This is a genomic window from Hwangdonia lutea (assembly GCF_032814565.1).
GTDB classification, from domain to species: Bacteria; Bacteroidota; Bacteroidia; order Flavobacteriales; family Flavobacteriaceae; genus Hwangdonia; species Hwangdonia lutea.
This window is the reverse complement of record NZ_CP136521.1, coordinates 3840282-3855774: the sequence shown is the minus strand read 5'-3', so window position 1 is coordinate 3855774 and position 15493 is coordinate 3840282. Positions and strand designations below refer to the sequence as shown.

The following is a 15493-nucleotide window of genomic DNA, read 5'->3' as shown; positions in this document are numbered from 1 at the left end:
AACGATTATCCATCAATAACATCTTTATATTCCTCAAAAAAAGCTTCAAACAAAGTCATTTTTTCATTGAAGAATTCCATCACATCGCGCCACGAGTTTTTATTATGTATCGATACTTTCTGTTCCAACGGCACATAAATTCTAGAGATTTCTTTATGATTTTCTAAGAGGTATGCTTCCTCAAAAATAGCTTCCGGCAAATAATCATCTTTTAAAATCGATTTTAAAGCCAATAGTTTTTCCCAATATTTTATGCGGTGTTCTAAATCATCTTCAACATCCAAAGCCACCAAAGCAGATTTGGTATCAAAATAAAATTTAAATGAGAATCCTTTTAATTTGGTGTTGTATAATATCCACTTCCGTGGAAACGATTTCCCGAAACTCGTCCAGAATTCTTGTCGTAATAATCGTGATTCTTCTTTTGAAAACATTTAAAATATTACCTTTTTTTATTCCCTTGAAGAAGGGAATCAGTTTATTAGTCATTCCTGCCAAGGCAGGAATCCACTTTACACAAATTAAGTTTAAATTGATGAGATTCCTGCTTTCGCAGGACATGGTAAATTATATTAAATAAGCCACACCAATACCCAAAATAATGGCAATAAATTTCGATAAATTAAACTTATGGCCTTCACCACTTTCAAACAAAATAGTGGTAGAAATATGAAAAAATATACCAATTACAATAGCATTAATAATGTGTGCGTAATCTATAATGGCTTCCCAGGTATTCGAGATATACGTTCCCAACGGCGTCATTATCGCAAATACAATTAAAAACATTGTGATTTGTAGTTTGTTGAAATTAGACTGAAACAAAAACATACTTATTAAAGCGGCAATGGGTATTTTATGCACCAAAACGCCATAAAGCATATCGTTGTGTTCGTGAATGGGGAAACCCTCTAAAAAACTGTGAATACACAAACTGATAAACAATAACCACGGAAAATCGGTTTCGTCTTTATGGATGTGCACATGTCCGTGTTCGGCACCTTTCGAGAAAAGTTCTAAAACAATTTGCAGTACAATACCGCACATAATGTACAATCCGGTAAGCTTTGCATCTAAATGGTGATAAACTTCGGGCAGTAACTCAAAAAGGGTTAGTGCCAATAAAAAAGCACCACTAAAAGAGAGTAGGAGCTTGGTGTTCCAGGTTTTTTTATACTTACTAAGGCTGGCAATAAGCACACCCAAAACAACAGCTAATACAGGAAATAAAAATTTATTCATTCTTTTTTAAATAGTTATTGAGTTATTAATTATTGGGTTTGACTGATTTACATAATCACTCAATAACAATTTTTTTAATAAAATCATTTAAATATCATTATTAAACGTTCCGATGTTTTGGCATTAAATTTATGCAATTTATAATCGCCAAAAACATCCAATAAATGCACGTCGGCAGCTTCAAACATCGTTTCAAAATCGGCTAAAGTAAAGGCCTTAACACGCTCCTGGAATTTATAGTCTTCGCCATCTACGGTAAACAAAATATCTTTTATAATGTAACCCTTATCCACATAACGTTTTAAATAAAAGGTAATACCATCAACCGTTTTTTCCTCTTCGGGCACTAAATTATCAATAATAAATTCGCTATTCATAAAATCAATCACCCCAAAACCAAAATCGTTTAAATTCGATTTAATGGCTTTGATCGTGCTTAGGTTGTCATCGTCATTCTCAAAATACCCAAAACTGGTAAACAAATTAAACACCGCATCAAACTGTTTGTGGTAAGGTTGGCACATGTTGTGCACCTCAAAACGGAGGCTGTTATTTTCAAACCGTTTCGCAAACACAATGCTGTTTTCGCTCAAATCAACACCCGTAACATCGTATCCCATTTTGTTTAAATACCGGGCATGCCGGCCTTTGCCACAAGCCAAATCCAAAATAGTACCATGCTCGGGGATATTCAAATAATTGGTGAGCGTATCCATAAAAGCACGCGCCTCGGTATCGTCTCTATCTTTATATAAAATGTGGTAAAAAGGCGTGTCAAACCACGATTTAAACCATTTAGTAGTATTGTTGTTCATATTATTTTTGTGGGGTTACCCCCGAGAAATGTTCGGGGGTCAGGCTTTCCGCTATATCTTTCTTGTGCTGAACTTGTTTCAGTATCTCATCATGTAACTTGAACTTATCAAAACTCAGGTTACAATCAAACAATATAATTGGCACAAAAAAGGATGCCGCATCAATCCTTAACCCATTATCTGCAATTGCTAGTTAGTTTGTGCAAAATTACGTTATTTTTGCAATCTATTCGACGTAAAAAATGGAAGAAAATTTCAACATGGTGGCCAAAACCTTATTTGGTTTTGAAGATATACTAGCAAACGAACTCACGCAATTGGGTGCGCAACACGTAAAAAAAGGAGTGCGAAACGTCGCTTTTTCGGGCGATAAGGGCTTTATGTACAAAGCCAATTTAGGGTTACGTACCGCTATTAAAATTTTAAAACCCATCCATTCGTTTACCGTAAATGGCGAAAAAGATTTATACAATAAAATCTATGCCATGGATTGGTCGCAATACCTGAAACCCACAGGAACACTGGCTGTTGATGCGACGATACATTCCGATTTGTTTTCGCATTCGCTTTACATAGCACAAAAAACAAAGGATGCGATTGTCGATAAATTTAGAGATACCGACGGACAGCGGCCCAACGTCGATTTAAAATTCCCCGACCTAAAAATTAATGTGCATATCGATAGGCGACAATGCACCATTTCGTTAGATTCTTCGGGTGATTCGCTGCACAAACGCGGCTATAAAACCGCCACCAATATTGCGCCCATAAACGAGGTATTGGCAGCCGGATTAATTATGCTGTCCGGTTGGGACGGGCAGTCCGATTTTATGGATCCCATGTGTGGTTCGGGCACCATGCTTATTGAAGCGGCGATGATAGCCTGCAACATACCTCCAAACCTGATGCGCAAGGAGTTTGCCTTTGAACGTTGGCAAGATTGGGATGTGGATTTGTTTGAAAAAATTGAAGAATCCTTATTGGGTAAAACCCGCGATTTTCATCATAAAATAATAGGTTACGATAAAGCACCAAGTGCGGTAGCCAAAGCCAAAGAAAACGTAAAAAATGCCCAATTAGAAGATTTTATAGAAGTAAAGCACGAAGATTTCTTTAAAACCCAAAAAGGTGGCGACCAAAAATTGCACATGGTATTTAACCCACCGTATGGCGAGCGTTTAAACCTAGATATGGAATCTTTTTACGCGAATATTGGCGATACCCTAAAGCAAAATTACCCAGGCACCGATGCTTGGTTTATTACCTCTAATCTCGATGCGCTTAAACATGTGGGGTTACGACCCTCGCGGAAAATACAACTCTATAATGCAAAATTGGAATCGCGTTTAGTTAAGTATGTCATGTACGAAGGCAGTAAAAAAGGGAAGTATTTGAAGTAACAAATGCCGAAGCAGGCAGGAATCTCATCAATAAATAAATGTTGGTGTTTAATATTACTTTATTTAACAATTACCTTAAGCAACTTCAAGCTTATCCAATAACAATACTTTATAATCCAGCACTTCTTTTTTATGCAAAAAATATCCTTTTGATAGGATATAGGCATAATTATTTAAAGCCATAAATAGGGTTTCTAAATTTTTGTCAATGTAATTTTGAGTACCAAAATACAGCCATTCTTTTAGTAAGTATGTCTCAAAACTCTCTTTTATATCTTTAGTAATTTCTGTTTTGTATTTGTCATCGGCGGTAAACTGCTTTATGTTTTCTTTTAGTTTTCGTTCTAACGATTTTACTTTAATAAAATTAGATTTTATCTGCTCGTAAGGCGTGGTCACATTAATAAACTGCAGTTTATCTGATAACTCGGTGTAAATTTTAAACTTAGAATCAAACTCCTTATCAAACTCAAAAAATGTGGTATAAAGTTCGGTTAATTTTGAAGGGTTATTATTGATTTCTGCCTGTTTAAAAAACCTGAAAATATTAATATCGTTTGCTTTAATCTTTTCGTTTATAGCATCTAACTGGTTTTGAAGTTGGTTTATTAGCGCAGCACTTTCTTTAGCGTTGTACTTCTTTCCATCATAATCATAAGTCTTTACTTTAATCGTTTTATCTTTTATTTGTTTAATGGTTTCAATGTCGTTTTGTAAAGCCAGAGCTTCGTAATTTCTATTAACGTGCTTATCGCTAAATAAAGCATCTACAGTTGCTGGTAGTTCTTCGTTTTCATCAATATCATTTATTTCAAAAGGAACTAGTGTTTTGTTATCGTAATACCCATTAAATACTTTTGAAAAAGTGTTTTTTAGATGTTCTTTTTTAAATTCATCTTTAAAACCGTCCAAGGATAGTGTTTTGGGCGTTTCTTCATATTTTACCTCGGCAAACATTTTTGTGGTAAATGTTTCGTGCAGTGTTTCTATATTTTTAAATAGGGTATTGGCAAGTTCATTGGCAGTATATGTAACCGATAATTTTGTGTTTTCTAAATGCGAAATACGGTCTTCGGTACTTGGGTGAGACGACCATTGGTCTTTTATCACCAATTTGGATTTGTTAAATTTATTTAACTCATCTAAAGTTATATCTGGGAGTCCATCAATTAAAGGCAAATTATCTTCTTTGGCATAGAAATTTAGTAAGTAATACTGCTCTTTAAAAACATTTTTGCTTATTATATTTTCAGCTATCTTTCCTTCGTAAAAACCGACTACGGCGTTAAACGAATAATCTGCTAAATTCATTCTTAGCAGTGCGCTTTTTAAGGGCTCGAAACCCGTTACGTTTGCTGCGATTTCATCTGCATGAAATTCCATTTCTCTCGATAGTCCTAAATAATTCTTGTTTACAAACTCGTACATATTGCGTAAAATCCATTGAATACCTTGAACAATTTTTACTGCAACAATTACAAAAATGGCAAAATAACCACTGGCATTTGCCCATTGTTGAACCATTTTATCAAAGCCTTCGTTATCGTAAAGCATGTTGAAAATAACTTGATTTACGTAATACACATAACTGCCCACCTTCATTGTTTTTTGACTGAAATGCCCAAATTCATGAGAGAGAATCGCTTTTAATTCGCTCGTGTGAATCGTATTTACCAAACCGAGTCCGATGTGCAGGTTTTTTTTAATGGGCAGAAACATGCTCCAAAAATTGGAGTTGTAAAATACGGATGCATTAACATCGGAGGAGATAAACACTTTGTTTGGAAATGTTGTGCCCACTTCATTTACAATATCATGTATCATTTTAAAAAGTTCGGGTTGCTCGCTTTCTGTAATTTCGGTTAAATGCGAACGATCAATTTTATTCTTTTTAAAAATAAATTTCAGTAAAAAGAAGGTGACTAAAAACCCTAAACTGGCAAGACCCAAGCCCAGAGCTATGGTTACTAAGCCAGGAACCGTAACAATTAACATAACACCGAAATAAACACAAAATGCCGTTAAGCCCAATGCGAGCACGAAAATTATAAAATATACAATGGCGAAAATTACAATAGATGTAATGGCTTTTTTTGTTTGGGTTTTAAATTCGGTAGATAAGGCAACGTCTTTGTTTATCATGTAGTTTAATTTTAAAGCTTACAAAATTTTCAATGCCTAAATTTAGAATTTTCTTACTAAAAAACAATATACATGTAAGTATTTTTGTAATAATGCTATTTTGAAAGACGTATAACGAAGTGATTTTTAAATTAAGCTCTTACAATTTATTTGAGATATTCAGAAAACGATAAACAGATTGCCACGTCGTGCCTCCTCGCAATGACGTGACATTATTTAGTTAAGAATTACAATAAAACCAATATTATTTTTGATAATTACCACCCGCATACTGCGCCACAATTTTACGGTTGGCGGTACGGCATGCATTAGGGAAATCGAAAAAATAAAGACATTCGGGTAAGCCATCGGTAAAGGTTATTCGCACCGAGCCATTGCTGCGTCCGCTAAAACCTTGGTACACATATTTGCTTCGTATTTCAATAAGTTTGCCTTGGCTGTCTTTTATTTCAGCAACGCTAGTAATGCTTCCGCGTTGGTAGCGGTTCATGGCCCATGTTTTGGAGTGTTCAAATACCAAATCTTCGGCGAGTTTTGTCAAATTTTGGTTTTTATAAGATACGACAGCTTTAGCTTTTCCGCTTATCGGAATCGGTTGTTTACCCAACGCAAAAAGTCGTAAATTGTCTTGAAATCGCATAAGTCCTGCGCTTTTGCAACCATTCATTTTAAGCAGGGCTTTCATATCGGCATCGGCAGCTTGCGAATTGTTTAAAACGCTCGACGCTATTCCAATAGGGTTGTCCTGTTTCATCATTTTGTACATATTCCGAAACGCATCACCAGCCTGTAAATTATCAAGAATTACTTTGGTATTAAACATTTCCGGCGCCGCGTATAATCCAATTCCAACATCAATCCATTCCACACAAACTCTGCTAATTTCCCAACCATAACCATCTGTGGTTACGCGCTCTTTAACGCATTCCGGTCGTGTTAACTCAATTTTATCAACCGGCAAACTCGAGGTGCAATGTTTCGCGTAAGTGGTTACGTAAGCGTTAAAAAGCAATACAAACGTGGTTTCGTCTCTATCAAAAGGAATATCGATAAAATTACCTTTAAAAATATTGGTTAATACGGTTTCAAAATGAAGCCCCTTAGCGTTAAAAGTGATATTTTCTGAGTCGTTTTTTGAAGATGAATCTGATTGGTAATCACTTTTAGAGCTTGCAGAAGTTAACAGGAACGACACGATAAACAACAGGGTTAATTTAAAAATGAAAGGGACTTTTGAGGGATGCGGATTGGTTTTCATGGTCATTGTATTGTTGGATTAATGGCTTTTATTTTGAAATATTTTGGTATTCCAAATGCGTGATACGTATGTTTAAAAACCTGTATATCACAAGTGTATGCTATATGAAAAAAGGGAGTAATCTAAAGTACAATAACTTTATTTATGTTGCAAATATTTATAAAAGCAGGTATTAATTTAAAGAATTATGCAGCTAATCTTTTAGCAAAGTAGGATTGTCGGTAATAATGCCATCAACCCCAAGTGAAATTAATTCTCTGGCATAATCGACGTTATTTAAATTCCAAACATTAACTTCTTTTCCATTGGATTTTAAAAAATTGATGATGTCGCGATTGGCGAAAGCATAATTTATACTGTATGCTTTTATGTACGGCTGTTTATCAATATTGAAAGATTCAAATTGATTTGAAACAATAAAAGGCATAAATTTTAATTTGCCCACAAACAATTTATGTAATGTAATATTCGGATTTAATTGATGCACGCGTTTTAAAACTTCAGAATCAAAGGAATGGATAATCACCCAAGATTCGGCCTTGTATTTTGCTATAATATTTACGATGTTTTTTTCAATATTTGGATAGTAATCGTTGCCTTTTTTAATCTCGATAATTAATTCACATTGGCCGTCAATCAACTTAATAATGGTTTCTAAAGTCGGTATTCTTTCATTTGAAAAATCATCTGAAAACCAAGAACCCGCATCCAACTTTGTAAGCTCTAAAAATGAGTTTTCTTTTACTAGTCCCGTGCCATTGGTGGTTCGGTCTAAAGTGGTATCGTGCATTAAAACCACGACTTCATCTTTTGTTTGCTGCACATCAATTTCAATTCGATTTGGATGATGTATTAAAGCCGCATTAACCGATGAGACTGTGTTTTCGGGTGCTAGTTGTGCGGCACCTCGATGGGAAGTTATTAAAAAATCACGGCGTGTTTCATTTGAAAAGTCCTGAAAAAAAATAGGCGAAATGGATAGGCATACATAAACAACACCCAATACCAAAATGCTGCTAATGATTTTTACTATTTTCTTCATTTTAAAAATGAATTATAAGCCAACTATTTGTCCTTTTTGTAAAGTGGAATGCGATACGAAATGGTATAGCTGTAGCCTACGCCAATACGACTGCTATCGTAGGTTTTGTTAAATCCGGGAATGTATATATTTTGAAAATTACCCGGTTCGGTTTCGCTTGCCAAAACTTTGAGCTGCACATTTAAACCCATGTATAAATTATTGAAAAGTTCAGCTTTTAAACCTATAATAAGTTCTGCCCAAATAGCGGTTAAGCCATTAAATTCCTGCGGAACATCAGACGAAAGTTGCTCACCCCAAAATTGGTTGGTATTATAAACCGTAAAGCTATTTAAAGTATGGCTAAACGAACTGGCGCCAACACGAAACCCAAAGTAAATCATATTGTCCATATCCAGCCAGTTTTGGTAGGCGTTGTAATCGATGCCGCCCTTAAAATAGCTCCCTTTGGTGGTGATGTCTAAATAATCGGTTGCGTTGTTTTTTTCTTCAACACCAAGTTCTCCAGCGATGTAAAGTTTCTTTTTAAGTCGGTAATCGGCAACAATTTCAAAACCGGTATACTCGTCGTCAAAACCCGTTCTAATCAATTTACCAATATCGGCACCAACCCGAAGTCCGTATTTTTGTTTGATTTTTATTGAGTCGTTTACCGCATTGGGAATACTGTCGTTTTGCGCATTTACAGAAACACAAAATAGCAGTAAAAACGTGCTGCTAATGAAATAAGTTAAAATGTGTCGCTGTTTCATCTTCTACAGATTGTGGGTTATTTACAGATTGTATTAATTGTATCCAGTTGTCGGTATCGGTTTCAATAACAACTTCAACATCTTTAAAAATAGTTTTGTAACCGCAGGCACGCGAAACAAATACTTCTTCGCGGGTGTAGCTTATGGTTATTACATCTTGGTTGCCGTCATAAAAATCGTCTGAGGTATCATTGGGCGTACCGTTATCGTTTACCGTTGCTTCGTTTATCAATACGAATTGTGTGGTGTCCTCAGTGGTTTTTAGAGGTAGAACAAGGTTGGCTGTGGTTGTGATAGCGTATCCGGACAACACCTTGTTGTTTCCAACTCCGGCGACCACCAAACCGAACACGTTCTTGACATCCTCCTGATTATCAACATCGAAAGCGTCAATAATTAAACTGGGTGTGGTCGAGGTGCTTTCGGGACAAATATCGTCGCGCTCGCAACTTGCCGTAATTCCAATTACCAATAATGGTAAAAATAGATATTTAAAATATTTCATTCTTAAATTTGATGGATTCCTTCCCGATAACTATCGGGGTTTGCAGGAATGCCAATTATTATTTTTATACAAATAAACGAATTAACAAATAAACCATTAACGTTTTTCCAGCAACACAACATTTTCAACATGGTGCGTTTGCGGAAACATATCCACAGCTTGTGTTTTGGTAACTTTGTACATGGCGTCCATTAACGCCAAATCCCGAGCTTGTGTAGCACTGTTACAGCTTACATAAACCACTTTTTTAGGTGCAATATTTAATATTTGTTGCACCACATCTTTATGCATACCATCACGTGGGGGATCGGTAATAATAACATCGGGTTGCCCGTGTGCTGTGATAAACTCGGTGTTAAACACCTGTTTCATATCGCCAACAAAGAATTCAACGTTTTTAATGTTATTTAATTGTGCATTTTCTTTGGCGGCGGCAATGGCATCTGGTACGGCTTCAACACCAACTACTTTATTCGCTTTTTTGGCGACAAATTGGGCGATGGTGCCCGTGCCGGTGTATAAATCGTAAACGAGTTCGTTGCCTGTTAATCCAGCAAAATTGCGTGTTATTTTATAAAGTTCGAAGGCCTGATCGGAATTGGTTTGATAAAACGATTTGGCATTTATTTTAAAACGCAAACCTTCCATTTCTTCAAAAATATGGTCAGCGCCTTTATAGCAAATCACGTTTTGATCGTAAATGGTATCGTTCGCTTTTCCGTTTATAACATATTGTAAAGAAGTGATTTGCGGAAACGTTTCAGCAATAAAATCCAATAGCAATTCACGTTTTGCTTTATCCTCTTTAAAAAACTGAATCATCACCATAATATCGCCCGTACTCGATGTGCGAATCATCATGGTCCGCAACAATCCGGTTTGATTTCTGGTATTGAAAAATTCCAATTCATTTTCAACGGCAAACGCTTTTACCGCATTCCGAATTGCGTTTGACGGATCAGCTTGTAAATGACATTTTTTAATGTCTAAAATCTTATCCCACATTCCGGGAATATGAAACCCTAGCGCGTTTCGGTCGCCCAAATCTTCATCCGATTGCACTTCTTCAACGGTTAACCAACGCGAATCGCTAAACGAAAATTCCATTTTATTCCTATAGAAATATGGATTGGCAGAACCCAAAATGGGTGTCACTTCCGGTAATTCAATATGGCCAATTCGGGTTAAATTATTGGTGACTTCTTTTTGCTTGTAAAACAGCTGGTGTTCGTAAGCCATGTCTTGCCATTTGCAACCGCCACAGGTTCCAAAATGCTCGCATACAGGTTCGGTTCTTTTATCGGATAATGTATGAAAAACCGTTGCTTTTCCTTCGTAATACGCTTTTCGCTTTTTAAAAGTTTGCACATCTACCACATCGCCCGGAACGGCATTGGGTAAAAAAATAACCTTCCCATCGGGCGCTTTGCCAATGGTTTTTCCTTTTGCTCCGGCGTCGATTACTTCAACGTTTTCAAAAACTTGTTTTCTCTGTTTTCTTCTTTTTGACATGCTGCAAAAATACTGAACTCATTTATACTTTTTTGGAATGATGTAAAAAATGTTATTGAAAAAATTGGTGGTTCTAAAACTATAAAACCTTATCTATTTCAATCGTTTTCTAGAGCTTATAAAATCAAATAGAATTTTAAAACGCCATAAATATTTATTAATATTGCAATTCCTAGGGATGATTTCTCTCCCACGCTGCTTTTTCGTCCCGATAAACTTTGGGATTCCGAAAGAATAAAGGTACAGAAGGAATTGCATTTTTTTAATAATTAAATTCTTTAAAATGGCAATTTTAAACCAATTAACTTCGCAACAAGCGATCGATTTAGAAAACAAGTATGGTGCACACAATTACCATCCGTTACCTGTGGTATTAAGCAGGGGAGAAGGTGTGCATGTATGGGATGTAGAAGGAAAACAGTATTACGATTTTCTGTCTGCATACTCTGCGGTAAACCAAGGACATTGTCATCCAAAAATTATTGGAGCCATGACCAATCAAGCACAAACCTTAACCTTAACGTCTAGGGCATTTTACAATGATATGCTAGGGAAATACGAAAAATTTGCTTGCGAATTTTTTGGATTTGATAAGCTATTACCCATGAATACAGGAGCTGAAGCCGTAGAAACAGCTTTAAAAATTTGTAGAAAATGGGCTTATGAAGTAAAAGGTATTGATGAAAACCAAGCTGAAATTATTGTTTGCGAAAATAACTTTCACGGTCGTACAACCACCATTATTTCATTTTCAAACGACCCCGTAGCACGTAAAAATTTCGGGCCCTATACCAAAGGATTTATAAAGATAGAATATGATAATTTAGAAGCCTTAGAATATGCTTTAAAAAATAACCCAAATGTTGGCGGCTTTTTAGTAGAGCCCATTCAAGGGGAAGCTGGTGTTTATGTGCCAAGCGAAGGGTATTTAATAAAAGCAAAAGCATTATGCGAAAAATACAATGTGCTTTTTATTGCCGATGAAGTTCAAACAGGTATTGCACGAACCGGAAAACTTTTGGCTGTAAACCATGAAAATGTAAACCCCGATATTTTAATACTTGGTAAAGCTTTAAGTGGTGGAGCATACCCGGTTTCTGCGGTTTTAGCAAACGATAATGTTATGAATGTTATAAAACCAGGAAACCACGGGAGTACTTTTGGTGGTAACCCTATTGCTGCTGCTGTGGCTATTGCTGCTTTAACGGTTGTAAAAGAGGAAAACTTATCAAATAACGCTGAAACCTTGGGGCAATTGTTTAGAAGCGAAATAAATAAATATATAGAAACAAGCAACATTGCTACTTTAGTAAGAGGGAAAGGCTTGCTTAATGCTATTGTAATTAATGATGATGAAGACAGCGATACCGCTTGGAATATCTGTTTGGCGTTACGCGATAACGGCTTGTTGGCAAAACCTACACACGGAAACATCATCCGATTTGCACCACCTTTAGTTATTAGCGAAGATCAGTTGTTGGATTGTGTGCGTATCATTATAGATACTTTAAAACAGTTTGAAGGTTAAATAGTATGGAACAGAAATCGGTTTTTGAAAGCTTTGAATTGGAAATTGGCGAAGATATTAAAGGGCTTTTAAAAGAAACCTCCTCTTGGTCGTATTTGTTATCTATAATTGGTTTTATAGGAATAGGCCTTATGGTAATTGCCGGAATATTTTTGGGCGCAATGATGGGTGCCAATACTTTTGGAAGTAGCAACCCCAATAATGCCATGGGGTTTTCAATGGGGTATTTCGGACTTATTTATGTGGGCATGGGCCTCATTTATTTTTTTCCAGTGCTCTATTTATTTAATTTTTCAAGAATGATGAAAAAGGCTTTGAGTACTACAAATAAAGCGGATTTAAAATCGGCTTTTACCAATTTAAAGTCGCATTATAAATTTATGGACATTTTTGCTATTGTAATTATTAGCATTTATGTTTTAATGTTTTTGGGCGGCATGTTGTTTACATCATCTTCATTTTAATTATAAAGATTTAATGGCAGAAAAAAAGCGACCAAATTGGTCGCTTTTTTTTTAGTTCTTTTATTTTACTACTCTAAGTAATCTATAGCAATGTTTTTATCTCGGTAATCGGCCAAACCATCGTTATTGGAATCTACTATGGTTACCGTTTTTATAGTAATAACACCAGCACTTGTAGATCTGCTAAACTCAAATTCTTCAGCAGCTAACACGGGCTCTTCTTCGCCTTGGTTAGTATCAACCGTATAGGTTTTGTGCTCCAATTCATTTAGGGTTGGTACGCCATCGCCATCATCATCGATATCAAAATAATCAGGAATACCATCATTATCCGTATCATCACCGTCAAAAGTATCTACACCTGTATTTAAAGTAAATTCACCATCGCCATTCAAGTCTTCCAAATAAGATGGAATACCATCATTATCGTGATCGTTTTGAGCTATCTGAAACAAATCAAACTTAAATGCGATACATGTGTATGACGAAATTCCGCCCGTAGCATTACTAAAATAGCCTAAACCAGAAGGCAAAAACATAACGCCAACACCGTGGTTTGTATAACTAACCGTACCGTCGTTTTCGTTGGTAAAAGATTCGGCTGACTTAAAAAATGGCATAACCTTTCTCCAACCCGGAACTAACGATACCAAATCGAAATCTACGGGTGTTACGGCACTGTCAAAAACTTCATTATCCAAAGTGAAACCTTCGTAATTTACTCGAATTTGATCTGAGAATTTAGGAGATTCGCCGCCAGCATTTGGGTTTAAATCAAGGATGTAAAACTCGTAAGCTGTTTCGGCAAAATCTACGGATTTTAAAGTTACCGCATTAATTAACAACGAATCGGCATCGCTAGAAATAACTTCATCCGTAATTGTAGTAATTTCTAAATCTTTAATGCTCGGGTTGGTATTGTCAATAAATGCGCTGGCATTGTAATAATGCCCACTTAAATATTTAACCAAAGAGTCTTTGTCTGCAGCCTGTTGTTCGGCTCGGTCTCTTTGTGGAACTTCGGTAAAAGTATCGCCGTCATCATCTTTATTACAAGACACAAATCCAACGGTTAAACATAAAATAGATAAAGCTATTTTTCCTTTTCTCATTATTGATTATTTTTGAGGCGCAAGATACAATTTTAATATAGTTTTGCACAACAACATTAACGTAGTTTTTAGAATAATTGTATGCGAATAGACAAGTATTTATGGTGTATTAGGTATTATAAAACCCGAACTTTGGCTACAACAGCTTGCAAAAAAGGACAGGTTAAAATAAACAACGATGTTGTTAAACCCAGTAGAGAGGTGTTTCCGCAAGATATTGTGGAGTTAAGGAAAAACCAAATTAACTATAAAATAAAGGTTAACGATATTCCTGAAAGCAGAATTGGAGCCAAACTGGTTGATATTTATAGAACGGATTTGACACCAAAAGAACAATTTGAAGCCCAAGAGCTTTTAAAATATGCCAAAGATTATTACCGAAAAAAAGGCGTTGGAAGGCCCACAAAAAAAGATAGACGCGATATTGATGATTTTACTGAAGGAAATGAGTAATTTTAAACTTTAATTAACAAGCAGAACCTTAGTGCCATGAACAATATAATCCTGACTCAAACTGAAATTAATCATAAAATAAGACGTATAGCTTTTCAGATATATGAAAACAACGTGAATGAAACCGAGGTTATTTTGGCTGGCATAGACCGAAATGGCTACATACTTGCAAAAAAACTAAAAACAGCACTTGGTAAAATTTCTGAAATAAATCCGATACTTTGTAAAGTAAGTATTGATAAAAAAAATCCGTTATCGCCAATTAAAACATCTATTCCTGCCAAGGAGTACCAAAATAAATCTTTGGTTTTAATTGATGATGTTTTAAACTCTGGCACCACATTAATTTATGGTGTAAAACATTTTTTAGATGTGCCATTAAAGCAATTTAAAACCGCGGTTTTGGTCAATAGAAATCATAAAAAGTATCCTATTAAAGCCGATTTTAAAGGAATTTCTTTATCAACATCGTTGCACGAGCACGTTAATGTTTTTTTAGAAGGTGAAAAAATTGAAGCGGTTTTAGAATAACTGCAAAAGGATATCTTCAATAATTTCGATTTCAGATTTGTTGTCTGTCAAAATCACTTTATCAGCTTGATTATAAAAGGGGGCGCGTTCAAACAAATGTTTTCCTATAAATTCGGCAAGTAAATCGTCTGTTTTAATATGAGCAATTAAAGGTCGTTTGGCTTTTTCGTTTTTTAATCGGCTAACCAAGGTTGGTATTGTGGCTTTTAAATAGATACTTACCACATCCTTTGAATTTAAAACGGTTTCCATATTAATACTATAACAAGGGGTGCCACCGCCTAAGGATAAAATAAGCTTCTTTTTGTTTTGTAGAATGTGGGTTAAATATTGGGTTTCTTTTTTTCTGAAATAGATTTCACCTTTCAAAGTAAACATGTCGCTAATGGATGTGTTTTCCTTTTCTTCAATGTAATCGTCTAAATCAATAAAGTCATAATTTAATTTTTCTGCCAAAATTCTACCAAAAGTAGATTTTCCAGAAGCCATATACCCAATTAAAACTACAATCATTTTTACGCTATAAATTGATTATTAAAAACATACGTTTAAGTGCTACAAAAAAACGAAAATTTATTTAAAAAAAGTATTGTTTTATTAATTAAACATTTTATATTTGCACCCGCTAACGGTAATAATGTTGGCGCTGAAATAATGACCGGGTAGCTCAGTTGGTAGAGCATCTCCCTTTTAAGGAGAGGGTCCTGGGTTCGAGCCCCAGCCCGGTCACAAAACAG

General features: G+C 35.5%; 16 protein-coding genes and 1 tRNA gene. 6 read left to right on the top strand and 11 right to left on the bottom strand.

Features of this window, described 5'->3' with window-relative positions:
* Positions 1-5 precede the first annotated feature (5 nt).
* The 3 genes from RNZ46_RS16640 to RNZ46_RS16630 all read right to left on the bottom strand — a co-directional run bounded on the left by RNZ46_RS16640 (position 6) and on the right by RNZ46_RS16630 (position 2057).
* Positions 6-434, bottom strand: coding sequence for a DUF4268 domain-containing protein (locus RNZ46_RS16640; RefSeq protein WP_316983298.1), 429 nt, complete (start codon positions 432-434; stop codon positions 6-8).
* 133 nt (positions 435-567) lie between these two features.
* The gene (locus RNZ46_RS16635; RefSeq protein ID WP_316983297.1) at positions 568-1242 is read right to left on the bottom strand and encodes a ZIP family metal transporter; all 675 of its coding nucleotides are present in this window, start codon (positions 1240-1242) and stop codon (positions 568-570) included.
* Positions 1243-1325: 83 nt separating this feature from the next.
* Positions 1326-2057, bottom strand: coding sequence for a class I SAM-dependent methyltransferase (locus RNZ46_RS16630; RefSeq protein ID WP_316983296.1), 732 nt, complete (start codon positions 2055-2057; stop codon positions 1326-1328).
* A gap of 242 nt (positions 2058-2299) precedes the next feature.
* Between RNZ46_RS16630 and RNZ46_RS16625 the strand changes: the two genes are divergently transcribed.
* Entirely contained in the window at positions 2300-3457 is a 1158-nt protein-coding gene (locus tag RNZ46_RS16625) for a THUMP domain-containing class I SAM-dependent RNA methyltransferase (RefSeq protein WP_316983295.1), read from the top strand.
* Positions 3458-3532: 75 nt separating this feature from the next.
* On the opposite strand, the gene RNZ46_RS16620 is transcribed toward RNZ46_RS16625, so the two are convergent.
* The 6 genes from RNZ46_RS16620 to rlmD form a co-directional block, all read right to left on the bottom strand.
* Positions 3533-5599, bottom strand: a complete 2067-nt coding sequence (locus RNZ46_RS16620) for a M48 family metallopeptidase (RefSeq protein WP_316983294.1) — start codon at positions 5597-5599, stop codon at positions 3533-3535.
* 244 nt (positions 5600-5843) lie between these two features.
* A complete protein-coding gene (locus RNZ46_RS16615) occupies positions 5844-6863 on the bottom strand; it encodes a hypothetical protein (RefSeq protein ID WP_316983293.1) in 1020 nt (339 codons plus the stop codon).
* 187 nt (positions 6864-7050) lie between these two features.
* Positions 7051-7899 (bottom strand): glycerophosphodiester phosphodiesterase, encoded by an 849-nt coding sequence (locus tag RNZ46_RS16610; protein ID WP_316983292.1) that lies wholly within the window; start codon positions 7897-7899, stop codon positions 7051-7053.
* A gap of 23 nt (positions 7900-7922) precedes the next feature.
* Positions 7923-8651: a DUF6048 family protein gene (locus RNZ46_RS16605; protein WP_316983291.1), complete on the bottom strand. Its 729-nt coding sequence runs from the start codon at positions 8649-8651 to the stop codon at positions 7923-7925.
* The gene (locus RNZ46_RS16600) at positions 8617-9156 is read right to left on the bottom strand and encodes a DUF6452 family protein (RefSeq protein WP_316983290.1); all 540 of its coding nucleotides are present in this window, start codon (positions 9154-9156) and stop codon (positions 8617-8619) included. Before RNZ46_RS16600 ends, RNZ46_RS16605 begins: the two co-directional genes overlap by 35 nt.
* Before the next feature lie 96 nt (positions 9157-9252).
* Positions 9253-10668 carry a 23S rRNA (uracil(1939)-C(5))-methyltransferase RlmD gene (gene rlmD, locus RNZ46_RS16595; RefSeq protein ID WP_316983289.1) on the bottom strand — a complete coding sequence of 472 codons (1416 nt, stop codon included), beginning with the start codon at positions 10666-10668 and terminating at the stop codon, positions 9253-9255.
* A gap of 283 nt (positions 10669-10951) precedes the next feature.
* On the opposite strand from rlmD, the gene rocD reads away from it, so the two are divergent.
* Together rocD and RNZ46_RS16585 are read left to right on the top strand one after the other, a co-directional pair.
* Positions 10952-12196, top strand: coding sequence for an ornithine--oxo-acid transaminase (gene rocD, locus RNZ46_RS16590; protein WP_316983288.1), 1245 nt, complete (start codon positions 10952-10954; stop codon positions 12194-12196).
* A gap of 5 nt (positions 12197-12201) precedes the next feature.
* Positions 12202-12660, top strand: a complete 459-nt coding sequence (locus RNZ46_RS16585; protein ID WP_316983287.1) for a DUF5362 family protein — start codon at positions 12202-12204, stop codon at positions 12658-12660.
* A gap of 68 nt (positions 12661-12728) precedes the next feature.
* On the opposite strand, the gene RNZ46_RS16580 is transcribed toward RNZ46_RS16585, so the two are convergent.
* Positions 12729-13772, bottom strand: coding sequence for an FKBP-type peptidyl-prolyl cis-trans isomerase (locus RNZ46_RS16580; protein ID WP_316983286.1), 1044 nt, complete (start codon positions 13770-13772; stop codon positions 12729-12731).
* Between the two features lie 81 nt (positions 13773-13853).
* On the opposite strand from RNZ46_RS16580, the gene RNZ46_RS16575 reads away from it, so the two are divergent.
* Positions 13854-14225 (top strand): RNA-binding S4 domain-containing protein, encoded by a 372-nt coding sequence (locus tag RNZ46_RS16575; RefSeq protein WP_316983285.1) that lies wholly within the window; start codon positions 13854-13856, stop codon positions 14223-14225.
* A 36-nt stretch (positions 14226-14261) separates the two neighbouring features.
* On the top strand, positions 14262-14756 hold the full coding sequence (locus RNZ46_RS16570; protein ID WP_316983284.1) for a phosphoribosyltransferase family protein: 495 nt from the start codon (positions 14262-14264) through the stop codon (positions 14754-14756).
* Here RNZ46_RS16570 and RNZ46_RS16565 read toward each other — a convergent pair.
* Positions 14748-15269, bottom strand: a complete 522-nt coding sequence (locus RNZ46_RS16565; RefSeq protein ID WP_316983283.1) for a shikimate kinase — start codon at positions 15267-15269, stop codon at positions 14748-14750. The two genes, RNZ46_RS16570 and RNZ46_RS16565, sit on opposite strands and share 9 nt — an antisense overlap.
* Before the next feature lie 143 nt (positions 15270-15412).
* On the opposite strand from RNZ46_RS16565, the gene RNZ46_RS16560 reads away from it, so the two are divergent.
* Positions 15413-15485 (top strand) — tRNA-Lys (locus tag RNZ46_RS16560).
* Positions 15486-15493 lie beyond the last annotated feature (8 nt).

Coding starts and splice junctions, on each gene's coding strand:
- RNZ46_RS16640 (WP_316983298.1), bottom strand. CDS start 434: ATGTTTTCAAAAGAAGAATCACGATTATTACGACAAGAATTCTGGACG.
- RNZ46_RS16635 (WP_316983297.1), bottom strand. CDS start 1,242: ATGAATAAATTTTTATTTCCTGTATTAGCTGTTGTTTTGGGTGTGCTT.
- RNZ46_RS16630 (WP_316983296.1), bottom strand. CDS start 2,057: ATGAACAACAATACTACTAAATGGTTTAAATCGTGGTTTGACACGCCT.
- RNZ46_RS16625 (WP_316983295.1), top strand. CDS start 2,300: ATGGAAGAAAATTTCAACATGGTGGCCAAAACCTTATTTGGTTTTGAA.
- RNZ46_RS16620 (WP_316983294.1), bottom strand. CDS start 5,599: ATGATAAACAAAGACGTTGCCTTATCTACCGAATTTAAAACCCAAACA.
- RNZ46_RS16615 (WP_316983293.1), bottom strand. CDS start 6,863: ATGACCATGAAAACCAATCCGCATCCCTCAAAAGTCCCTTTCATTTTT.
- RNZ46_RS16610 (WP_316983292.1), bottom strand. CDS start 7,899: ATGAAGAAAATAGTAAAAATCATTAGCAGCATTTTGGTATTGGGTGTT.
- RNZ46_RS16605 (WP_316983291.1), bottom strand. CDS start 8,651: ATGAAACAGCGACACATTTTAACTTATTTCATTAGCAGCACGTTTTTA.
- RNZ46_RS16600 (WP_316983290.1), bottom strand. CDS start 9,156: ATGAAATATTTTAAATATCTATTTTTACCATTATTGGTAATTGGAATT.
- rlmD (WP_316983289.1), bottom strand. CDS start 10,668: ATGTCAAAAAGAAGAAAACAGAGAAAACAAGTTTTTGAAAACGTTGAA.
- rocD (WP_316983288.1), top strand. CDS start 10,952: ATGGCAATTTTAAACCAATTAACTTCGCAACAAGCGATCGATTTAGAA.
- RNZ46_RS16585 (WP_316983287.1), top strand. CDS start 12,202: ATGGAACAGAAATCGGTTTTTGAAAGCTTTGAATTGGAAATTGGCGAA.
- RNZ46_RS16580 (WP_316983286.1), bottom strand. CDS start 13,772: ATGAGAAAAGGAAAAATAGCTTTATCTATTTTATGTTTAACCGTTGGA.
- RNZ46_RS16575 (WP_316983285.1), top strand. CDS start 13,854: ATGCGAATAGACAAGTATTTATGGTGTATTAGGTATTATAAAACCCGA.
- RNZ46_RS16570 (WP_316983284.1), top strand. CDS start 14,262: ATGAACAATATAATCCTGACTCAAACTGAAATTAATCATAAAATAAGA.
- RNZ46_RS16565 (WP_316983283.1), bottom strand. CDS start 15,269: ATGATTGTAGTTTTAATTGGGTATATGGCTTCTGGAAAATCTACTTTT.